Source organism: Salinisphaera sp. T5B8, assembly GCF_040361255.1.
GTDB lineage: Bacteria > Pseudomonadota > Gammaproteobacteria > Nevskiales > Salinisphaeraceae > Salinisphaera.
In genome coordinates, this window is the sequence record NZ_APNG01000009.1 from 33936 (window position 1) to 52612 (window position 18677).

The window sequence follows — 18677 nt, forward strand, 5'->3', positions numbered from 1 at the left end:
AATAGACGAAACGCCGCGGCTTGCCGCTGGGCTCATTGCGCCAGCGGATCGAGTGTGACGCGCAGGGCAAGCCCGCCGACCCATTCGTCGTAGGCAAAGCCGGGCAGGTTCGAATCTCGCTCGATACGCTGACCACTGAGAATGACGGCGATCTGGCGCCGCGGTTGCCAGGTCAGGTCGAGGCCATAATCGCGAACCTCGTCGGAACGCGCGTCTACCGCCGTGGACGTACGTTGATAGTCGCGTCGGTCCCAGGCCGCATGGGCCGCGAGATTGATCGCCGGATTGTATTCCCAGCCAAGTTCCACGCGTGCGCCGCGGTTGCGCAGCGCATTGGCGTCCACGTTGTCGGCCGAGTAGATATCCTGCGACAGCGTGAAGCGCAGCTGCGTCTTGGCAGAAATATCTCGGATATAGGTCAGGCGCGCGGTCGGGGCGCCATAATCCTCGGATTGGCCGCCGCGGTTTTCACGATGGGCATAGCCCGCCCGCAGCTGTACCCGCGAGCGACCGGAAAAGCGCCAGTCGAGCCGGCCGAAGGGCTCGTGCTGGACGAAACGCCGGGCCAGCGGATCGTCGGGGTTGCGTTCGGGATAACGCCCGTCGATACGTTCCACGCCCGCGGTGAGGCTCGCGCCGGGCGCGCCGATATAGCGCAAGGACAGGCTCGATTCGACCTCGTTGCGGTTGTAGCGGCGTTCGTCGTCGAGGGTATGTCGACGTATTCGGTAATCGACGCCACCGATCACCTGCCAGTGCGGACTGATGACGAGGGTGGTCTCGATACCCGGATTGCTCATGCGAATGAAATCGGACTCGCGACCGCCGCGATTTTCGAAGCCGGTGAGTTCGCGTGAACGGTTGTAGTAAAGCCGGCCGCGCAGGGCGTGGCCGACTTCGTAATTCCAGACGAAATTGCCGTGATAGGCGTTGTGGTCGAGGCGCTCGTTCTTGACGTAGTTCAGCCGGCTCAGGTCGATATGTAGCGACAGGTCCTGGCGCGACATGCCCCAGCGGGCATCCGCGCCGATCGTGGCACGGTGCAGCGTATCGGCCTCGCGTTCGGCCTCGGGCGCGGCATACAGATTGCTGTCGCGACTGATACCGGTTTCGACATAGGGCGACAGACGCAACTCGGCGCCACGCGCGTACCAGGGCAGGGCCGCGATCGTGAAGGCCAGAATGTAGCGAGGCTCAATAAGCCGCACGATCACGAAAGATCAGCGCAACGGTGCGCAGAATGATGTAGACATCGAGCCCTGGCGACCAGGTACGGATATAGCGCAGGTCGTACTCGACCCGGCGTTCCATGTTTTCCAACATCTGGATTTCGCCACGCAGGCCGTTGATCTGAGCGAGCCCGGTCAGGCCCGGCCGTACCTTGTGTCGCAGCATATAGCGCTCGATAAGCCCCCGATAGGTCTCATTATGCTCGATGGCATGCGGCCGTGGGCCGACCACGCTCATGGCACCGCGCAATACATCCCAGAACTGTGGCAATTCGTCGATCGAAGTGCGCCGTAGCACGCGGCCGATTGGTGTGACCCGCGGGTCGTCGCGTGTGGCCTGGCGCACGTCGGTATCGGCCGGGGCCACGCGCATAGTGCGAAACTTGTGCACGCGAATACGCTTGCCATCCAGCCCGTAGCGCTGCTGGGTAAACAACACGGGCCGTCCGTCAGTCGCCCAGATCAGCGCGGCAATAATCAGCAATAGCGGCGACAGCAATATCAGCACGCCCGCCGAGAACAGGATATCCATCAAGCGCTTGAGTACGCCGTCGGCGCCGAAGAAAGGGCTTTCGCTGAACGAAAACACGGGCACGCCGCCGATATTGGCGAACTGCAGCTGATCGCTTCGAAACAGCGGCGATGTGGGCATGAAATAGATCGAGGCGGTGGTATCGCCGAGCCGGCGCACAATATCGGTTGCCCGATCGGCGCCTTCCAGCGGCAACACCACGAACACGACATTCACGCTGTGCTTATTGACATAGTCGACCACCTCGTCGGTACGCCCGAGCACCGGCCGGTCGGAGCTGGTATGGCCGACGCGCTCGGGGCCGCGGTCCTCGAAAAAACCCAGCAGGCGGAATTTCGGTACATCCAGCGCGGCGAGAATATGGGCCAACCGCTGGGCGTCTTCGCTGACGAATACGATGACCGCGGTGCGCGACTTCATCGATGCCGGAAAAAACCGGAAGAACAGGTAGCGAATCAGGTGATGGGCGAGCACGAACAGCAACGGCGTGAGTGCAAGCCACAGCAGGATCACGCGGCGTTCGTACTCGCCGGAGCGCCGGGTCAGGAAACCGAGAAAAATCAGCCCCGTGGCGCATAGAAACCAGCTGAACAACACGCCGGTACCGATCGAGCCGGCGCGCCCGACATGCCATTTCCAGATCAGGTTGTAACGACTGAACACGATCGCCACGGTCACGAAGGCCAGGGCGGCGAGCTGACGATCCTTTTCGCTAATGCCCTGATCCGACAGCGCGGCAATGAACAACAACAGACCGGTGCTCAGACCGCCATAGATCAGTCCGTGAAAAAGCGGCGCGGAAAATGTGCGGCTCGCAAGTCTCATGGCTGCGTATGCCCTTTGCTCAGGCGACGACGTACGGCGTTAAACAAGGTCCGTGGCAGTGCAGCCAGCTGCTGGCGTTGCCAGGCGCGCAGATTCGTGCGAAAGGTCGAGTCGGGGTAGCGTTCGGCGCCGCGTGCGGCGGCCGAGAAATAACCGGTGATGATCAGCAGCCCGCCCACGACATAGGGCCAGTCGCGCATGCGGTAGACGCCGGATACCACGGCATAGGCCGGGTGATAGCCCATGAAATGGATACCGCGGCCCCAGCGCAGGCGGCCGTGGACGATACTCACCTCGGAGGACCCCATCAGGCGATGATGGTGAATGCGCGCCTCGGCATCGGGGATATTGCGCGTACGCCAGCCGGTCATGCGTGCGCGGTGGATATCGATACCGTCCCACTGCAGCGTCTGTTCGAAACCGCCGATTGCCTCGAAGGCGGCCCGACGGTAGAACTTGAACGGCCCGCAGACCATGTCCGGGCTTTTGCGTTCTTCGACATCGCCGCCGGGTTCGGGCCGAAACACCCGACCGGAGACCGCCGCCAGTCGATCGTCGCTGGCGAATTCGGCGAGCATGCGCTCGATATAACCCGGCCCGTAGGTAATATCCGCATCCAGCTTGACGATATAGTTCCAGTCGCTGATCGGCGCGGCCGCAAGCCCGTAGTTGAAGGCCTCGATCACCCCCGAGCCGACCTGGCGCCGCCCGCGGTCGGGCTTGTCGACGACATGGATGAAATCGGTTTCGCGTGCGCGTGCCTTGGCAATGGCCGAGGTATCGTCACTGGAGCCATCGTTGACGATCACCCAGGCGGCCGGGCGTACGGTCTGTGCGCACATGCTGTCGATCGCGGCATCGATGAAGCGCGCTTCGTCGCGTACCGGCGAAATGACCAGAATTCTCGGCTCGCTGCGGGCCGCCTGGGAAGGTGTATGCGGGGCCTGTTCGTTCACGACAGCACGCGTTCGTAAGCAGCCAGCAACTTGGGCACTTCATGGTGCCAGGCCAGGCGTTGTTCGATACGCTCACGCCCGATTTCGCCCAGCCGCTGGCGCAGTTCGATATCGTCGATCAGGGTGAGGATCTTGTCGGCGAAATCGCGGCGATCGCCCGGTTGCGCATAGAGCGCGGCGTCGCCCGCCGAGGCGCGACCCTCGGTGAGGTCGTACTGGACCAGCGCCTTGCCGAGCGCCATGTATTCCAGGATCTTGTTCATCGTCGACTGATCGTTCATCTCGTTTTTCGGGTCCGGACTTACACATATATCGGCCGATGAGAGCACCCGCATCAGGTCTTCGCCGTCCAGCCGGCCTGGAAAATCCACGTAGTCGTGGATGTTCAGCTGCACGGCGAGGCTGCGTAATCCCTCAAGCGACGGGCCGAAACCGACCAGACAGAACTGGATATCCGCGCGGCCACGCTCGTGCACGATATCCGCGATCATGTACAACAGATCCTCCAGGCCTTCCTGTTCGCCCATGACCCCCACATAGCCCACCAGATGGGCGCGCCCGCGGCGTAGCGACGGGTCGGGCGCCACCGCGTGGATGCGCTCGAGATTGGGGCCGCTGCGCACCACGAACACGTCTTCTTCTGCCATGCCGCCCCGACTGCAGGCGATGCGCTTGAACGAGTCGTTGGTCGCGATGGAGACTTTCGCGAGCGAGAACGTGGCGCGCTCGAGTACGCGCATCAGCCGATACATGACGCCGTTGCGGCCGAACTTGGCCACGAACAGTTCCGGGCACAGGTCATGGTGGTCGAACAGAAACCGCACCCCGAACGGGCGCGCGAGGGCAGCCACCAGAAAGATCGTATCCGGCGGATTGCAGGCATGAATGACGTCGATACGCCGGCGACGCCCGATACGCGCGCTGAGCCTGAGCTGCCAGAACAGGGCCGTGGCATATTCCAGCGGATAGGCCCAGGCCGTATTCGGCACATTCGGCAGCGGATGTCGGTAAATGGCGATGCCGTCGAGATCGACATATCGTTCGCGATAGCCTTCGGCGGTCGGACATACGATCGAAACCGCATAGCCTGCATCGCGCAATGCGCAGGCCTGCTGCCAAACGCGGCGATCGAAGGGCAGTGGCAGATTTTCGACGATGATCAGCACATGGGCGCGCGGGTCTGCATCGTTGCGCGGGGCGTACGCACTCATGTCGTCATTGTCCTGATCCTGTTCTTGATTCGGGGGTACGGCGCGACGATGCATGCTAGGCAACACCGTGATAAACGCCTGCGGTGAGTTCGGCCAGCTGCGGCCAGCCGCGCTCGCCGTGGGCCTCGGCGGCGACATGCGCACGCACGCGATCGACGACGTCGGGCCGGGCCTTGATCGCGGCAACACGCGTGGCCAGGGTTTCGGCGTCGACGGGCTTGAGCAGAAAGCCGGAGCGTTCGTCGTCGATGACCTCGCCGAGGCCGCCGATGTCGCTGGCCAGTACGGCACAGCCGTAGGTCAACGCCAACATCAGTACGCCGGACTGATCGATACGCCGATAGGGCAGCACCACCAGATCCGCCGCGGCGAAATAGCGTGCCGTGGTTTCGGCATCGACCCGGCGCAGGTCGGCAGTGACATCGCGCCGGTCGGCGAGCTGGCCGGCGGCATCACCGAGGGCATCTTCGCCGGCCACGATCAGATGTATCGCCGGGTCGGCGAGGCGATCGAGCGCCTCCAGCAGCAGATCGAGCCCCTTGTACGGGCGTAGCCGGCCGAACAGCAACAACAGGAACGTATCGTCAGCCACCCCGAGTGCCTGGCGCGCGTCGGTGCGCGGAAGCGCTTCGGCGGCGCCGAGGGTGAGCGGACCATGGGCGATGACATGGATATGATCGCTGCGCGTGCCCATCTGCCGTACCAGCGTATCGGCGGTGAAGCGGGTATGGACGATAACCGCATCGACATGCCGGTAGATCCGCCGAAACAGCGCGCGATCGAAACGGGCGCTCTCGTGCGGAAGGCTGTTGTGGGCGGTCCATACCAGGCGTGCGCCCCGCAGTCGCGCGATCACAAGCAACGGCCAGTCGAGCAGGGGCTGATGCAAGGCCTGCACATGAAAGATATCGGGGCGTTCGCGCCATATACAGGCGGCCGTGCGCACCAGCGCCTTCGCATGGGCGGCCAGACGTTGCCAGCGTCCGCGCGTGACCCGTGCGGCCGGGTAACAGCGCGCCACGGAACAGCCAACGGCCTCGGCATAAGCAAAATCCGAGCGTACGACAAGACACAGGCGTGTGATGTCGGCGCGCGCGCTCAGCGCCCGCGCGAGTTCGGCAACATATTCGGCCGGCCAGGGGGCGTGCATGACAACGCGCATGAAAACGCTATTCCTCGCTCAACCGCACGAGCGTAACGCGATCATCGCGGCACCGGCCGTCGACGAGCACGTTCGCGTGCAGGTAGAACGCGGTCGCGCTGTCCGCGGGCGCGGCGACCGCACGCGTATGACACAACGCGGTGCCGTCGCGAGCGTTGCCCTTGTAGACGGTGCGCCAGTCGCTGGTCGGTCGACCGCTGGGGTCGACGTTTCGACGCAGCACGGTCAATCCCGTCGCGAAAGCCCATTCGCGACCCTGGTCGTCGTAATGTTGTTCGAACGCCTGGTTGGGCACCGGCTCGGGGTCCGACCAGTGGCCGTCGGCGAGGCGGCTGCGATAACGCGGCCCGTGAACCGACTGCAGGGCCACCACCGGATGGCCATCTTCGCTGACGCTGATCCGGGCCGGGCTGTACAGACCGTCCGGGGCGAGTTCGGCCATGCGCTCGGGCGCTACCCGGCTGGCCGCAGCCAGATCGATCGGCAACTGGTAACGCTTGCCCGTCGCGTCATAGGCTGCGTCGCGTGCCGGCGGCAGATAGGCATAGCTGGCGAAATTCTGGTCGACCCCGGAATCGCCGCGCCGCCACAGCCAGGCGACATGCATGCCGTTTTCGCTGTCGAATGCCAGGCGCATCTGATAGACCCACCAGCCCGGTTCGCTGATGAACGGTCGGCTGACGTATTCACTGCGTCCCGGCGGCAGGCGGATATCATCGGTACCAACGGTCACATCGCCGCCGATGGCATGCCAGCTGCGGTTGGATTCCTCGTAGCGGGCCAGACCGCCCGAGAACAGGCGCTCGGACCACGTACGTGCCGGGCGCACGGCATAGCGGTAAGTCACATACAAACGCCCGTCGCGGTCGTTGAAGAACGACGGATAGGTGATTTGCGTGCCGGGAATGGCCGCGGTTCCGGGCGCGGGAAATTCCACGCGCCGATGCTGGCTGCCCCAGCGGGCCTTGGCCGATACGCGCTGGCCACGAAAGACGAATTCGTTGATCGACTCGGGTTGCGCCGAAACCGAGTATTGCCAGGGCAGGTTGTGCATGTCGTAGGCCACATGCACGAAGCCGTCGCGATCCAGACCAATCGAAGCCGCGGTATGGTAGGGATCGTTGGCGGTATCGGCATCGAGCAGATGCGATCGCCACGACCAGTGCCCGTCGGGGCTGCGCTCGCCCTTGCGTACCACGGTGTGAAAGCCGAAATCGTGCAGCTTGACCGGTCGCGGGCCCGGTTCGACGTTTACCGTGTACACCGTGGCGTCGCTCACCGCCAGCGGGGTCGCGAACACGCTCGCATTGGCTTCGGCGACGTCGATCGGGGCGAGTATCACCTCGGCGCTTACGGCCGCGGACGCGGCATTTGCCAGCAGCAGCAGTGCGCCGGCTACCGCGATTTGCCACACCCGGGCCGAGCCGGGCCGTCGCCTACGGATTATCGTCATTGCGGTGTCTCCGCCGGATCGACCGCACGCAGACGCGCCAGCGCGAGGCTTGCGTGAATCGATAACAGGAACATGAAATGAATGGGCCGGAAGAGGCTGGATTCGGCGATATTGGCAATCGCGAGAAACGCCATGAAGGCGACGATCCAGGCGGCTTCCGCGCGCCAGCCTGGCAACAGCGCGACACCGCGGCGAATGGTGTTGATCAGAAAACCGACGCCCAGGATCAGCCCCGGCACACCCAGCTCGTTGGCCAGATCCAGATAGCCGTTGTGCGCCTGCCAGAGAATCCCGTAGAGGTCCTGGGTCACCCACGGCGCCGGCCCGCCGGCACCCAGCCAGAATGCCTGGAAACCGGTACCGAGCCAGGGATGCTTCACGACCTCGGCATAGACCAGCCGCCAGATTTCCAGACGCCCGGTAAAGGTGACATCGCGGCCCACCGCATTGGCGACCGGGGCCACGATCTCGCGCCAGCCGGGCACACCATGCGTAATCAGTACGCCGAAGGTCAGGCTCACAAGCAGTGCGCCGACGACTAGCACGCTGCTGAATACCAATCCACGCAGGGAAAGCATGGGCCGAAATGTCAGCCATAGCGGCGGCAGGACAGCGAGCATGCACAGCAGCGCGGTCGCATTACGGGCCATGATCAACGTAATGCCGGCGACCAGCGTCCAGCCCAGCGACTCGAGCACGCCCGTCTCGCCAATCGCCAGACCATGCATCCATAGCACCATCATCAAACCGGCCGCCATGCCGAGATGATTCTTGCTGCGGGTAATACCGGTCCAGGCGTTCTCGTAGCCGGCGACATGGGCGATATCGGGAATGACGAACACCGCCACGATCGATGCCACGACCAGTGCGCTCAGACAGGCCCGGGTATGCCGGCGCAGCCGATCGGGCTGCCATGCTGCCACCTGGAATGAAAGGGCGATAACGACCGTGCCGATCAGCAATACCAGCTTGCGTACGGTCACCGCCGGATAGTCCGACCAGCCAACGCTGAGAATTGCCCAGCCCAGAAAAAGCCAGAGCCAGGGATCGATCTGGCGCGCTACGCGCCACGCCACGCTACGCCGCAGCCAGATGACAAGCGCGCAGATCAGAAACGGCGACATCCACTGCAGACGACGGATCAGCGAGCCCTGCTGGGCATTTTCCGCGACCGTATCCTGAGCCCAGTCCAGCCCGTCGGGCAGCAGGGCAAATGCCAGCGTGGCCCAGAATACGGCGATGAGCAGCCAGTAGAAGCGTCGATCTTGAGCAGCCGGCAACCGCATGGGTGTATCAGCCGTCGGTGAGCAGGGTGCCCAGAATGTTTGCGCCGCTTTCATGCAGACCGTCGGTCAACTGGCGCAACCGCGCCAACGGCGTGATACCGCGTTCGACCACCAACAGCGCGCCGTCGCTCACACCGGCGGCCGAAATCGCGTCGAGATCGCCGGTATGTTCGGCCGCGTCGATCACGATGTATTGGTAATCGCCACGCAGGCGGGTAACGAGGGCGGCGAACTGGCTCGGTGCCTCGACGAGGGTATCGCCCAGCGACGGGTGCGTGTCGGTCGCGCGAATCACGCTTAGCCCGGGTATTACCGCGATATCGGCCATGCCGGTATGACTGTCGAGCCCGAACAACAGACCCTGTTGCGGGTGCTGGCGTGCGGCATCGATTAACGCCGTGCGCTGGCCGGAGCGGGCGAGCAGCACCGCCAGATTCGCGGCCACGCGGCTACGCGCGAGGCCGGTCGAACAGCCGACCACGGCCAGACAGCGTGCATGGCTGTCGCTGAGTGCGATGCGGGCCAGCGCTGCGCGCAGGGTATCCGCCGCCTGGCCATGCGGCGCGTGGTAGGCGAATACATTGTCGTGAATCCGCGGGGTCGCGGGCTGGCTATGGCCGGTCATCGCAGTGCTCCGTGGCCGAGTACGCCCAGAACCGGCAGTTCCAGTTCGCGTTCGATATCTTCGGGGGCGCGCACGCGCCGGTCGAGCAGTTCCTGGAGCAGGGCCAGCATGACGCCGACCACCAGTCCGAATACCAGGGCCACGGCGAGTTTACGCTTGCCACTGAGACCGGCGGTCTTGGTCGGCGCGATCGCCCGGGTGACCACCGAGACGTTCTGTGCACTGAGTTCGCTGCCACCGAGCACCTGGTCGTAATTTGACAGCGCGGCTTCGTAGACCTGGGTCGCGCTTTCCAGACGCCGTCGGTAGCTGTCGAGCTGGCCGCGCTTGGTCTGCTTGTCCATTACGTCAGCGCGTGCGGCATCGTAGTTCTGTTGTAGTGCATTGACTTCGCCACGTGCTGCCTTGACGCTCTGACGGGCCGCCGCGAGCGAGGCATCGATCTCGTCGCGCAGGCGGCTACGCACGGTGGCGATCTGGCCATCGATCGCCCGAAGACGCGGATGGTTGGGCCCGAGCGATTCGGCGATCTCGGCGCGCTCGGCCTGAAACCCGACCAGCCGATTCTTGAGATCCTGCACCACGTTGCTGTCGAGAATATCGGCCTGGGCGGTCATCGGCTGGCCGCTGGCACGCGCGCCGTTGATCTGATCGACTTCGGCCTGCGCGGCCTGCAGACGCGCCTGGGCCGCGTTCAAACGGGTGCCGAGGTCGTTGAGCCGGCTTGTATCCACGCCTTCGGCAGCCGCCGAATCGATGACGTCGAAACGCTGCCGCGCGTTGGTCAGCGCGTCCTGTGCTTCGTCCACCTTCTTGCGCAGACCGTCGAGAAAATTCGAATACTGGCCCAGCCGCTGGCGCGCCGGGTCGGTGGCCATGTTTTCACTGGCCTTCATGTACTGGTCGATCACCGCGTTGACGATCGCGGCACTGCGCTTCGGGTCATCGCCGCGATAGGAGACCACCAGCAGCTGGCTTACCTCGCCGGCACGCACTTCCACCTTCTCGCCCAGCGCCGATGCCAGGCGCTGGCGCAGCGTGCCTTCGCCGTCGCCGTCTGCATCGAACTCGTCGCGTACGGCCGGGTCATCGGCAAGGCCGAGCTGGTCGACCACGCCGAGCATGACGTTCTGGCTGGTCATCAAATCGATCTGGGTGGCGCGATAACTCTCGGCCAGCGCGCTGGAGCGGGCCTGGCCGGTCAGCGGGTCCAGCGTCGGAAATTCGATGACCAGGGATGCGCGTGCCTCGTAGCTGCGCATCATCAGCGCCGCGATGATCGCCAGCACGAAGAACACCGCCACGGTCACCGCCACCGTACGCCAATGGGCACGCACGGCGCGCACTATCTGGCCCACCGTGGGCGTGGCCCGCATGCCCGGAATCAGCGGGCGATCGATCGCTGCGTTCAAAAGAAGCGCTCCTTGACGAAGATCACGTCGTCGGCCTGCACCCGGGTGGTGGGCGACGCGTCGACGGTCTGTACCGAGCCGTCGGCGGCTTTGCGATGCAGCACGAAACGCGAATTAGAACCGCGTTCGGTCAGGCCACCGCCGGTGGAAATCGCCTGCATGACGGTCATGCCCGGCTGAATGGCATAGGCGTCGGGGCGTTGCACTTCGCCATAGATATAGAACACCGGCGCCTGGGGCACGTACACGGTATCGCCGGCGTGAAGGACATTATCCGGCGAACGACCGTTACCAGTAACCAGGGCGTCGATATCGATACGCTCGCGCGTGTCGTCACCGCGAATGAGTACCACCGAGCGTGCACCGCGGGGGGTAATACCGCCGGCCTCGGCAAGCACGTCGAGCAGGGTGGTGCGGCTGGTCAACGAGAAACGGCCGGGCTGATTGACCGCACCGAGCACCGCGACCTGCTGGCTGCGGTGTTCGACCAGGGTCAGGCTGATCTGGGGGTCACGGAAGTAGCCGCCTTCACGATAGGCCGATTCAATCTGACTCTGGGCGGCGTTCGGGGTCATCCCGCCGATATCGACCACGCCCAGTAGTGGCAGCGATATTTCGCCGTTATCGGAAATAAAACCCTGGGTATTCATGTCCGGCTGGCCGAACATGCGCATTTCCACGATATCGCCAGCGCCGAGCAATACGCCTTCTGACGGCTCGGCCTGTGGTTCGGCCTCGGGTTGGGCGGATGCCGCGGCCAACGGGGGCGCCGTGTCGCCGCCGGTCGGTGTGGCAGCGGGGGACGGTGTGGTGGCGATTTGCGGTGGCGGAAGCGGCTCACTCGCGCAGCCGGCAAGCAGCACGGCCAGGACCGCCATGGTCAAAAATAGTCGCAAATCAGTCAGCACGGCGGCCATCCCCCTTTTAAACCCCATAGCCCGCTAGTTTAGTGCATATACCAGTGCCAGCGTTAACGGCCGATTTAGAGGGGGTCTGAATGCCGGGGGGATAAATTCTGCGTGCCGCGCGACCTACGCGCCGGGTGAATCGGCACGTATGCCCCGCGCGTGGCGACGCGACCCGAAAGCGGTGGCTGCCCAGGCGATTTTTTTGCGGTGTAGTCGTGTGCGCGCGTTAACTTCAGCAACTTAGCGCCGATGGCTACCTCGACTACGGCGTCAACAGCGCCTAGAATTCCGCGCTCGCGCCCGGATGGCGAAATTGGTAGACGCATGGGACTTAAAATCCCTTGTCCTTCGGGACGTGCCGGTTCGAGTCCGGCTCCGGGCACCAGTTAATCGGCTTTTGCCGCTCGTTAGGTTCGATGACCCACGATGACGCGCCCGCGCCTCGGCATGCATAACCTGAGTTGCGCCCGTGGCGAGCGCGCGCTCTTTGCTGGACTGGACGTGGCCCTGGTCGGTGGCGAAGCCGCGCGTATTCTCGGCGAAAACGGGGCGGGCAAGACCACCTTGTTGCGCACCCTCGCGGGCCTGCAGCTACCGGCGGCCGGCGAAATCGTCTGGGAACCAACCGGCGAGGGCGCCGCCGATGATCCGCTGTTGCTCAAGGACGCGTTGTGTTTTGTCGGCCACGACAACGCGCTCAACGGTGCGCTCACGCCGGTGGAAAATCTGGATGTGCTTATGCGCCTGTGCGCACGGCCGGTTTCGCAAAAGCGTATTCGCGCCGTGCTGGCCGAGTTGGGGCTCAAGCGTATCGCGCATCGCCCCTGTGAGCGCTTGTCCGCGGGTCAGAAGCGGCGCGTGTCGCTGGCACGGTTATGGTTGACCGAGGCGCCGCTATGGTTGCTCGACGAGCCGGCGTCGGCGCTCGACGTCGAGGCCCGTGCGGTACTGTGCGCCCGAATCGCGGCCCATGTCGCGGCGGGGGGTATGGCGGTGTTCACCACCCATGAAGCCTTGAGCCTGCCCGACGTGCCGGTGCGCTCGATCGAGTTGACGCCGTGCTGAGTGTTTTCTGGGCGGTATTGCGCCGCGATCTGCTGCTGGCCTTTCGCCAGCGCGGTGTGCTCGTGCATCACTTGCTGTTCTTCGTGCTGGTGGTGGCGCTGTTTCCGCTGGGTACGGGGGCCAACGCCGCGATTCTGGTCACCGTATCGCCGGCGCTGATCTGGATGGCGGTGCTGCTGGCGGCGCTGTTGTCGTTGCAGCGCCTGTTCAAGCCCGATTACGAAGACGGCACCTTGGAGCAATATGTGCTCTCGCCGGAACCGCTGGCCGTGATCGCGCTGGCCAAGGTGTTGGCGTACTGGCTGGCCAGCGGGCTGATTTTCGTGCTCGCGTCGCCGTTGCTGGTGCTGCTGCTTGGCGTGCCAGCGGCCGCCGTACCCGTTATCATGGCCAGCCTGTTGCTGGGTACACCGACGCTGGGCCTGGTCGGCGCCATTGGCACGGCCTTGACGCTGAGCCTGCCACGCGCCGGGCTGTTGTTGAGTCTGCTGATTTTTCCGCTGTACGTGCCCGTGCTGATTTTTGGCGCCGGGGCAATGCGGGCGGCGATCGAAGGCCTTCCCGCGGCGGGCGCGCTCTACCTGCTGGCAGCATTGCTCGTGCTGGGAATCACCACCGCGCCGTTCGCGATTGCGGCGGCGTTGAAAATCAGTCTCGAATAACAGCGCCAGATCTGCTGGCGCGGGCAATGACCGGTTATCCGGATTATTGCGCCAGATCAATACATTCTGTGCATGGCCGAGAGAAACTATGCGTCAATGCAATCCACAATTCATTCGCCACACAGTGGTCTAAACGTTTTGGCCAAGTCCGCGTTCATGCTCTGGCTGCACCGTTTCGGATCGCTGCCGTATTTCTATCGGGTGAGCCGGCCGATCGCGCTCGCGCTCGCCGTGCCCGGCGTGCTGCTCGCCGGCTACGGCATTTATGGTGGACTGGTGACCGCGCCGGTCGATTATCAGCAGGGCGATGCCTTTCGTATTCTCTATATCCATGTGCCCAGCGCCTGGCTGTCGCTGTTCGGTTATACGAGCATGGCCATAGCCGGTGTGGTCGCACTGGTGTGGCGGCTCAAGCTTGCCGAGATCTTCATCGTCGCCGCGGCCCCGGTCGGGGCGAGCTTTACCTTTCTGGCGCTGGTGACCGGCGCGATCTGGGGCGAGCCGATGTGGGGCACCTGGTGGGTGTGGGACGCGCGCCTGACCTCCGAGCTGATCCTGTTGTTTCTCTATCTGGGCATAATCGCGCTGCATAACGCGATCGAGTCGCCGCGGACCGCCGCGCGTGCCTGTGCCTTGCTGGCGGTGGTGGGCGTGATCAACGTGCCGATCATCCATTATTCGGTCGAGTGGTGGAACACGCTGCACCAGGGCCCGACCGTGACGCGTTTCGGTCGCCCGGCCATGGAAATGGATATGCTCTGGCCGCTGCTGTGTGCCGCACTCGGTTTTACCCTGATGTTCGGTTGGCTGACGCTCTGGAACATGCGCGCGCAACTGCTCTGGCGCGAACGGCGTAGTCGCTGGGTCAAGAAGGTGTTTCGCGATGCATGAATCCTGGCAGGCGTTCTGGCATATGGGCGGTTATGCGCCGTATGTATGGAGTAGTTACGCCATTGCTGCGGTCGTAATTGTCGGCAATATCATCGCGCCGCTGATTCGCCACCGGCAGATCGCGCGGCGTATCGAGAACGAGGAATTCGATGACTAGGACACGACGCCGTCGCCTGATGCTGGTCGGCGGGCTGTTCGTCGGTCTGGCTGCGGCCACCGGCCTGGCACTGACCGCTTTCAGCGAAAATATCCTCTATTTCTATCAGCCCAGCGAAATCGCGGCCGGCGAAGTGCCCGCGCATACGCGTTTTCGTATCGGCGGGCTGGTCGAGAACGGCTCGGTCGAGCGTAACAACGACGATCTGCTGGTGCGTTTTACCCTGGCCGATTGTCAGGCCAGCGTGCCGGTCCAGTTTCGCGGCACGCTGCCGGACCTGTTTCGTGAAGGCCAGGGCATTGTGGCCTATGGCGAGCTCGACGAATCGGGCCAGTTCGTGGCCGACGAAGTGCTCGCCAAACATGATGAAAACTACATGTCGCCCGATGTGGCGGATGCGATGAAGGACGAAACGGGGCAAAGCTGTATGCCGACCAACATGCAGGCCAAGCGATGATTCCCGAAATCGGGCATTTCGCACTGGTGCTCGCACTCGGCCTGGCCACCGTGCAGACCGTGTTGCCGATGTACGGCATTCTGCGTTCCCGGGCGGATTGCCTGGCTGTGGCCGCGCCGGCGGCGATCGGCCAGTTCGTGATGCTTGGCATTGCCTTTGTTGCGCTGGGCTTTGCCTTTTATGCCAACGATTTCTCGGTGGCGTATGTCGCCGCGAATTCGAACACGCACTTGCCGTGGTTCTACCGTATCGCCGCCATCTGGGGCGCACACGAGGGCTCGTTGCTGCTGTGGATGATGTTGCTGGCCTGCTGGAGCCTCGCTGTGGCCCTGGCCAGTCGCACGTTGCCGCGTGATGTGGCCAGTTGTGTGCTCGCAGTGATGGGCGCGGTGAGCGTGGGTTTTCTACTGTTCACGCTGTTCACCTCCAATCCTTTCGAGCGCCAGTTCCCGGCACCGATGGAAGGGCGCGATCTCAACCCCCTGTTGCAGGACCCGGGCCTGGTCGTGCACCCGCCGATGCTCTATATGGGCTATGTCGGCTTTGCCGTGGCCTTCGCGTTCGCCATTACCGCCTTGATCACCGGGCGCGTGGATAGCGCGTGGACGCGCTGGACGCGGCCGTGGACGACGGCGGCCTGGATGTTTCTGACCATTGGCGTGACCCTGGGCAGCTGGTGGGCCTACAAGGAACTCGGCTGGGGCGGCTGGTGGTTCTGGGACCCGGTCGAAAACGCCTCGTTCATGCCATGGCTGGTGGGTACCGCCTTGATCCATTCGCTGGCGGTGACCGAAAAACGCGGCATCTTCAAAAGCTGGACCGTGCTGCTGGCGATTACCGCCTTCGCGCTGTCGTTGCTGGGCACGTTTCTGGTGCGCTCGGGCGTGCTCATTTCGGTGCACGCCTTTGCCACCGATCCAACCCGCGGCATCTATATCCTGACGTTTTTCGCGGTGGTCGTCGGCGGTTCGCTGATCCTGTATGCATTGCGCGCGGCCCAGTTCGAGGCCGGGCGTGAACCGGTCGCCGCCTTGTCGCGCGAAGGGCTGTTGCTGCTCAACAATATCTTTCTGGTGGTCGCCGCCGCCGGCGTATTGCTGGGTACGCTCTATCCGATTCTGGCCGACTCGCTGGGCATGGGGCGAATTTCGGTGGGCCCGCCGTATTTCAACAAGGTCTTCATTCCACTGACCGTGCCGCTGGTCGTGCTGATCGGCGGGGCCGCGGTAATGGCCTGGAAGCGTACCCGGGCCGATGTGTTGCGTTCACGCCTGTGGGCGCCGCTTGTGATCGCGATTGTTGCCGGTGTGGCCTTGCCGTTGCTGACGGTGGGTACCGGCGCGGTGGCCGCCGTGGCCGGTTGTGTGCTCGGCTGCTGGGCGATTGCGACCGCCTTCGAGGATCTTGTTCGGCGCAGCCGCGGCCGGCGTATGATGCTGCCCCGCAATGTCGTAGGCATGGCGCTGGCTCATGCGGGCGTGGGTATTTTCGTGATCGGCGTGAGTCTGGTCAGTGGTTTCGGCGGCGAGCACGATGTTCGTCTTGCCCCGGGCCAGAGTACCGAGATGGTGGGCTACGAGTTCGAGTTCGTCGGCACACGGCATGTCGACGGGCCGAACTTCACCGCCGAAATCGGCGATTTCATCGTGCGCGAAGACGGTGACCAAATCGCCGAACTGTTCCCGGCGAAGCGACGCTACAACGCCGGCGGTCAGACCATGACCGAGGCCGGTCTCGACGTGGGAGTCACACGGGATCTGTATGTGTCGCTGGGCGAGCCGTTATCCGGCGATGCTTGGAGCGTACGTATCTATCATCGGCCGTTCGTGCGCTGGATCTGGGCGGGCGGCTTCATCGCCGCGCTCGGCGGGCTGATTGCCCTGACTGACAAGCGCTACTATCGCCGTCGCGCACGCCAGGACAAGGCCGTTGCGGCCGATCGTGGCCTCGACCCGGTGCATGCATGATGCGTTGGCGCCTGGTTGTACCTGTTGTCGTCGTGTTGGCGTTGATCGTCTTGCTCGGCTATGGGCTCACGCGCCGCCCGGATGTGCTGCCGTCGGCCTTCATCGGCAAGCCCGCGCCGGCGTTCGATCTGCCCACGCTGGCCTCCGATCGCGAACGTATCAGCGTGGCCGATCTCAAGGGGCGGGTCACGCTGGTCAACGTCTGGGCGAGCTGGTGTGTGGCCTGTCGCGCCGAACACGAGCTGATCACGGCGGTCTCGCGACGTACCGGTGTGCCGGTGGTTGGGCTCAACTACAAGGACAGCAAGGAGGCCGCGTTGCGTTGGCTGGGGCGCTACGGTAATCCGTTCGCCGTGGTCGCCTTCGACCCCAGCGGCGCGACCGGCATCGACTGGGGTGTATCGGCGGTACCGGAGACCTTCGTCGTCGATGCCGAGGGCATTATCCGCTACAAGGTGGTGGGCCCGATCACGCGCGAGGAAATGAACGACACGCTCATTCCCAAGCTCCAACAGCTCAAGGCGAACGCGTCATGATGCGCATGCTGATCGCGCTGTGTGTGCTGCTGGCCGTGGCCACCAGCGCGCAGGCGGTGGATCTGGAGGGCGAGCAGCTGGCGCGCTATCACGCGCTCAATGCGCAGTTGCGTTGTCTGATCTGCCAGAACCGCAGCATCGCCGAATCCGATGCGCCGCTGGCCAAGGATCTGCGCGATATCGTCGAGCGCCAGATCGCACAGGGGCGCAGCGACGAGCAGATCAAGCAGTATCTGGTCGACCGCTATGGCAAGTGGGTGCTCTACGATCCGCCGCTGGATTCAGCCACGGTCATCCTGTGGGCGGGCCCATTCGTGCTGTTGGCCATCGGCCTGTTCGTTGTTTTCTGGATGATGCGGCGCCGCCGCGAAGCACCCGCCCATACGCCGCAGCTCGACCGCGAGCGCCTTACGCGCGTGCTCGAAGAACAGGCGCACGATTCCGATTCCGACTCTTCTCAAGAGCGTTCATGACCGAATTTCTCGTTTTCGCGGCGATTCTCGTCGCCGCCAGTCTGGTATTCGTGCTCGTACCGCTATGGCGTGCCGGCACGCCCGCGCCCGATAAGCGGCGTGCGGCCAACATCACCATCTATCACCAGCGTTACGCAGAGATCGAACGCGAGGTGGCGGCCGGACGTTTGAGCCGGCGCGAGGCAGAAACCGAAAAGGACGAACTCGGCGCACGTCTGCTCGCCGATATCGACCATACCCCGGCGATTGCGCCCGGCGCACGAGCGCCGCGCCGGCCCTGGCTGGCCACGCTTTTCGTGCTGCTGGTAGTAGTCGGCGGCTCGAGTGCCGTCTACTGGCATCTGGGCGACTACCAGGCGCTTGGCGAAAGCCAGATGCCGAATCTGGAAACCATGATCGGCGAGCTCGAACAGCGCGTGGCCGAGCATCCGGACGATCTACGCGCCCAGGCCATGCTCGCGCGGGCATACGAGGCGATCGGCGACTATACCGCCGCGGCGAAGGGTTATCGCGTGCTCAACGACGCCATGCCCGCACCACGGCCACCCATTATCGCCGCGGAAGCCCAAGCGACGCTGGCGGCGACCGACGATCTGCAGGGACGCGCGAAAACGCTCTACCAGCAACTGCTCGAACTGGATCCGCAAAGCCGTGAAGCGCTGTGGTATCTGGGCCTCGCTGCGGCCGAACGTGGTGACGACGAACAGGCGATCGACTATTGGGACCGGCTGCTTGCCCAGGATCTGCCGGAGGAGTTCGCCGGCATGGTGGCCAACCGGCGTGCGGAGCTGGCAGGCGAGAAACCGACGTTATCCGGCGACTGAGCGTGTTGTTTCACCCCAGCAAAGGGGTTAACGTCCTTTCTAAAGC

General features: G+C 64.0%; 19 protein-coding genes and 1 tRNA gene. 10 read left to right on the forward strand and 10 right to left on the reverse strand.

The window, feature by feature from the left end; translation table 11 throughout:
• Nucleotides 1-32: 32 nt before the first annotated feature.
• Genes T5B8_RS09570 through T5B8_RS09615 form a run of 10 tightly spaced genes read right to left on the reverse strand, consistent with a single transcriptional unit; the run spans nucleotide 33 to nucleotide 11452 of the window.
• Nucleotides 33-1214 (reverse strand): outer membrane beta-barrel protein, encoded by a 1182-nt coding sequence (locus T5B8_RS09570; RefSeq protein WP_353178272.1) that lies wholly within the window; start codon nucleotides 1212-1214, stop codon nucleotides 33-35.
• Nucleotides 1195-2586 (reverse strand): undecaprenyl-phosphate glucose phosphotransferase, encoded by a 1392-nt coding sequence (locus T5B8_RS09575; protein WP_353178273.1) that lies wholly within the window; start codon nucleotides 2584-2586, stop codon nucleotides 1195-1197. The genes T5B8_RS09570 and T5B8_RS09575 overlap by 20 nt, the downstream gene beginning before the upstream one ends.
• A complete protein-coding gene (locus T5B8_RS09580; RefSeq protein WP_353178274.1) occupies nucleotides 2583-3542 on the reverse strand; it encodes a glycosyltransferase family 2 protein in 960 nt (319 codons plus the stop codon). Before T5B8_RS09580 ends, T5B8_RS09575 begins: the two co-directional genes overlap by 4 nt.
• Complete coding sequence (locus T5B8_RS09585) at nucleotides 3539-4753, reverse strand: glycosyltransferase family 4 protein (protein WP_353178275.1); 1215 nt, start codon at nucleotides 4751-4753, stop codon at nucleotides 3539-3541. Before T5B8_RS09585 ends, T5B8_RS09580 begins: the two co-directional genes overlap by 4 nt.
• A 55-nt stretch (nucleotides 4754-4808) precedes the next feature.
• On the reverse strand, nucleotides 4809-5915 hold the full coding sequence (locus T5B8_RS09590; protein WP_353178277.1) for a glycosyltransferase family 4 protein: 1107 nt from the start codon (nucleotides 5913-5915) through the stop codon (nucleotides 4809-4811).
• 7 nt (nucleotides 5916-5922) lie between these two features.
• Entirely contained in the window at nucleotides 5923-7368 is a 1446-nt protein-coding gene (locus T5B8_RS09595; RefSeq protein WP_353178279.1) for a BNR-4 repeat-containing protein, read from the reverse strand.
• Nucleotides 7365-8654 carry an O-antigen ligase family protein gene (locus tag T5B8_RS09600; RefSeq protein ID WP_353178281.1) on the reverse strand — a complete coding sequence of 430 codons (1290 nt, stop codon included), beginning with the start codon at nucleotides 8652-8654 and terminating at the stop codon, nucleotides 7365-7367. The genes T5B8_RS09595 and T5B8_RS09600 overlap by 4 nt, the downstream gene beginning before the upstream one ends.
• 7 nt (nucleotides 8655-8661) lie before the next feature.
• Nucleotides 8662-9279 carry a P-loop NTPase family protein gene (locus T5B8_RS09605; protein ID WP_353178282.1) on the reverse strand — a complete coding sequence of 206 codons (618 nt, stop codon included), beginning with the start codon at nucleotides 9277-9279 and terminating at the stop codon, nucleotides 8662-8664.
• Nucleotides 9276-10691 carry a GumC family protein gene (locus tag T5B8_RS09610; RefSeq protein ID WP_353178283.1) on the reverse strand — a complete coding sequence of 472 codons (1416 nt, stop codon included), beginning with the start codon at nucleotides 10689-10691 and terminating at the stop codon, nucleotides 9276-9278. Before T5B8_RS09610 ends, T5B8_RS09605 begins: the two co-directional genes overlap by 4 nt.
• Nucleotides 10688-11452, reverse strand: coding sequence for an SLBB domain-containing protein (locus T5B8_RS09615; RefSeq protein WP_353178285.1), 765 nt, complete (start codon nucleotides 11450-11452; stop codon nucleotides 10688-10690). Before T5B8_RS09615 ends, T5B8_RS09610 begins: the two co-directional genes overlap by 4 nt.
• A gap of 445 nt (nucleotides 11453-11897) precedes the next feature.
• On the opposite strand from T5B8_RS09615, the gene T5B8_RS09620 reads away from it, so the two are divergent.
• The 10 genes from T5B8_RS09620 (at nucleotide 11898) to ccmI (ending at nucleotide 18631) form a co-directional block, all read left to right on the forward strand.
• A tRNA-Leu gene (locus tag T5B8_RS09620) sits at nucleotides 11898-11984 on the forward strand.
• A 41-nt stretch (nucleotides 11985-12025) separates the two neighbouring features.
• Complete coding sequence (gene ccmA, locus T5B8_RS09625) at nucleotides 12026-12664, forward strand: cytochrome c biogenesis heme-transporting ATPase CcmA (protein ID WP_353178287.1); 639 nt, start codon at nucleotides 12026-12028, stop codon at nucleotides 12662-12664.
• Complete coding sequence (gene ccmB, locus T5B8_RS09630; protein WP_502950789.1) at nucleotides 12661-13326, forward strand: heme exporter protein CcmB; 666 nt, start codon at nucleotides 12661-12663, stop codon at nucleotides 13324-13326. The genes ccmA and ccmB overlap by 4 nt, the downstream gene beginning before the upstream one ends.
• 156 nt (nucleotides 13327-13482) lie before the next feature.
• Nucleotides 13483-14217: a heme ABC transporter permease gene (locus T5B8_RS09635; protein ID WP_353178290.1), complete on the forward strand. Its 735-nt coding sequence runs from the start codon at nucleotides 13483-13485 to the stop codon at nucleotides 14215-14217.
• Entirely contained in the window at nucleotides 14210-14374 is a 165-nt protein-coding gene (gene ccmD, locus T5B8_RS09640) for a heme exporter protein CcmD (RefSeq protein ID WP_353178291.1), read from the forward strand. The genes T5B8_RS09635 and ccmD overlap by 8 nt, the downstream gene beginning before the upstream one ends.
• Nucleotides 14367-14831, forward strand: a complete 465-nt coding sequence (ccmE, locus tag T5B8_RS09645) for a cytochrome c maturation protein CcmE (protein WP_353178292.1) — start codon at nucleotides 14367-14369, stop codon at nucleotides 14829-14831. Before ccmD ends, ccmE begins: the two co-directional genes overlap by 8 nt.
• Complete coding sequence (locus T5B8_RS09650) at nucleotides 14828-16798, forward strand: heme lyase CcmF/NrfE family subunit (RefSeq protein WP_353178294.1); 1971 nt, start codon at nucleotides 14828-14830, stop codon at nucleotides 16796-16798. Before ccmE ends, T5B8_RS09650 begins: the two co-directional genes overlap by 4 nt.
• The gene (locus T5B8_RS09655; protein ID WP_502950790.1) at nucleotides 16798-17334 is read left to right on the forward strand and encodes a DsbE family thiol:disulfide interchange protein; all 537 of its coding nucleotides are present in this window, start codon (nucleotides 16798-16800) and stop codon (nucleotides 17332-17334) included. The genes T5B8_RS09650 and T5B8_RS09655 overlap by 1 nt, the downstream gene beginning before the upstream one ends.
• Nucleotides 17331-17807 carry a cytochrome c-type biogenesis protein gene (locus T5B8_RS09660; protein ID WP_353178296.1) on the forward strand — a complete coding sequence of 159 codons (477 nt, stop codon included), beginning with the start codon at nucleotides 17331-17333 and terminating at the stop codon, nucleotides 17805-17807. Before T5B8_RS09655 ends, T5B8_RS09660 begins: the two co-directional genes overlap by 4 nt.
• Nucleotides 17804-18631: a c-type cytochrome biogenesis protein CcmI gene (ccmI, locus tag T5B8_RS09665; protein WP_353178297.1), complete on the forward strand. Its 828-nt coding sequence runs from the start codon at nucleotides 17804-17806 to the stop codon at nucleotides 18629-18631. The genes T5B8_RS09660 and ccmI overlap by 4 nt, the downstream gene beginning before the upstream one ends.
• Nucleotides 18632-18677: the final 46 nt, after the last annotated feature.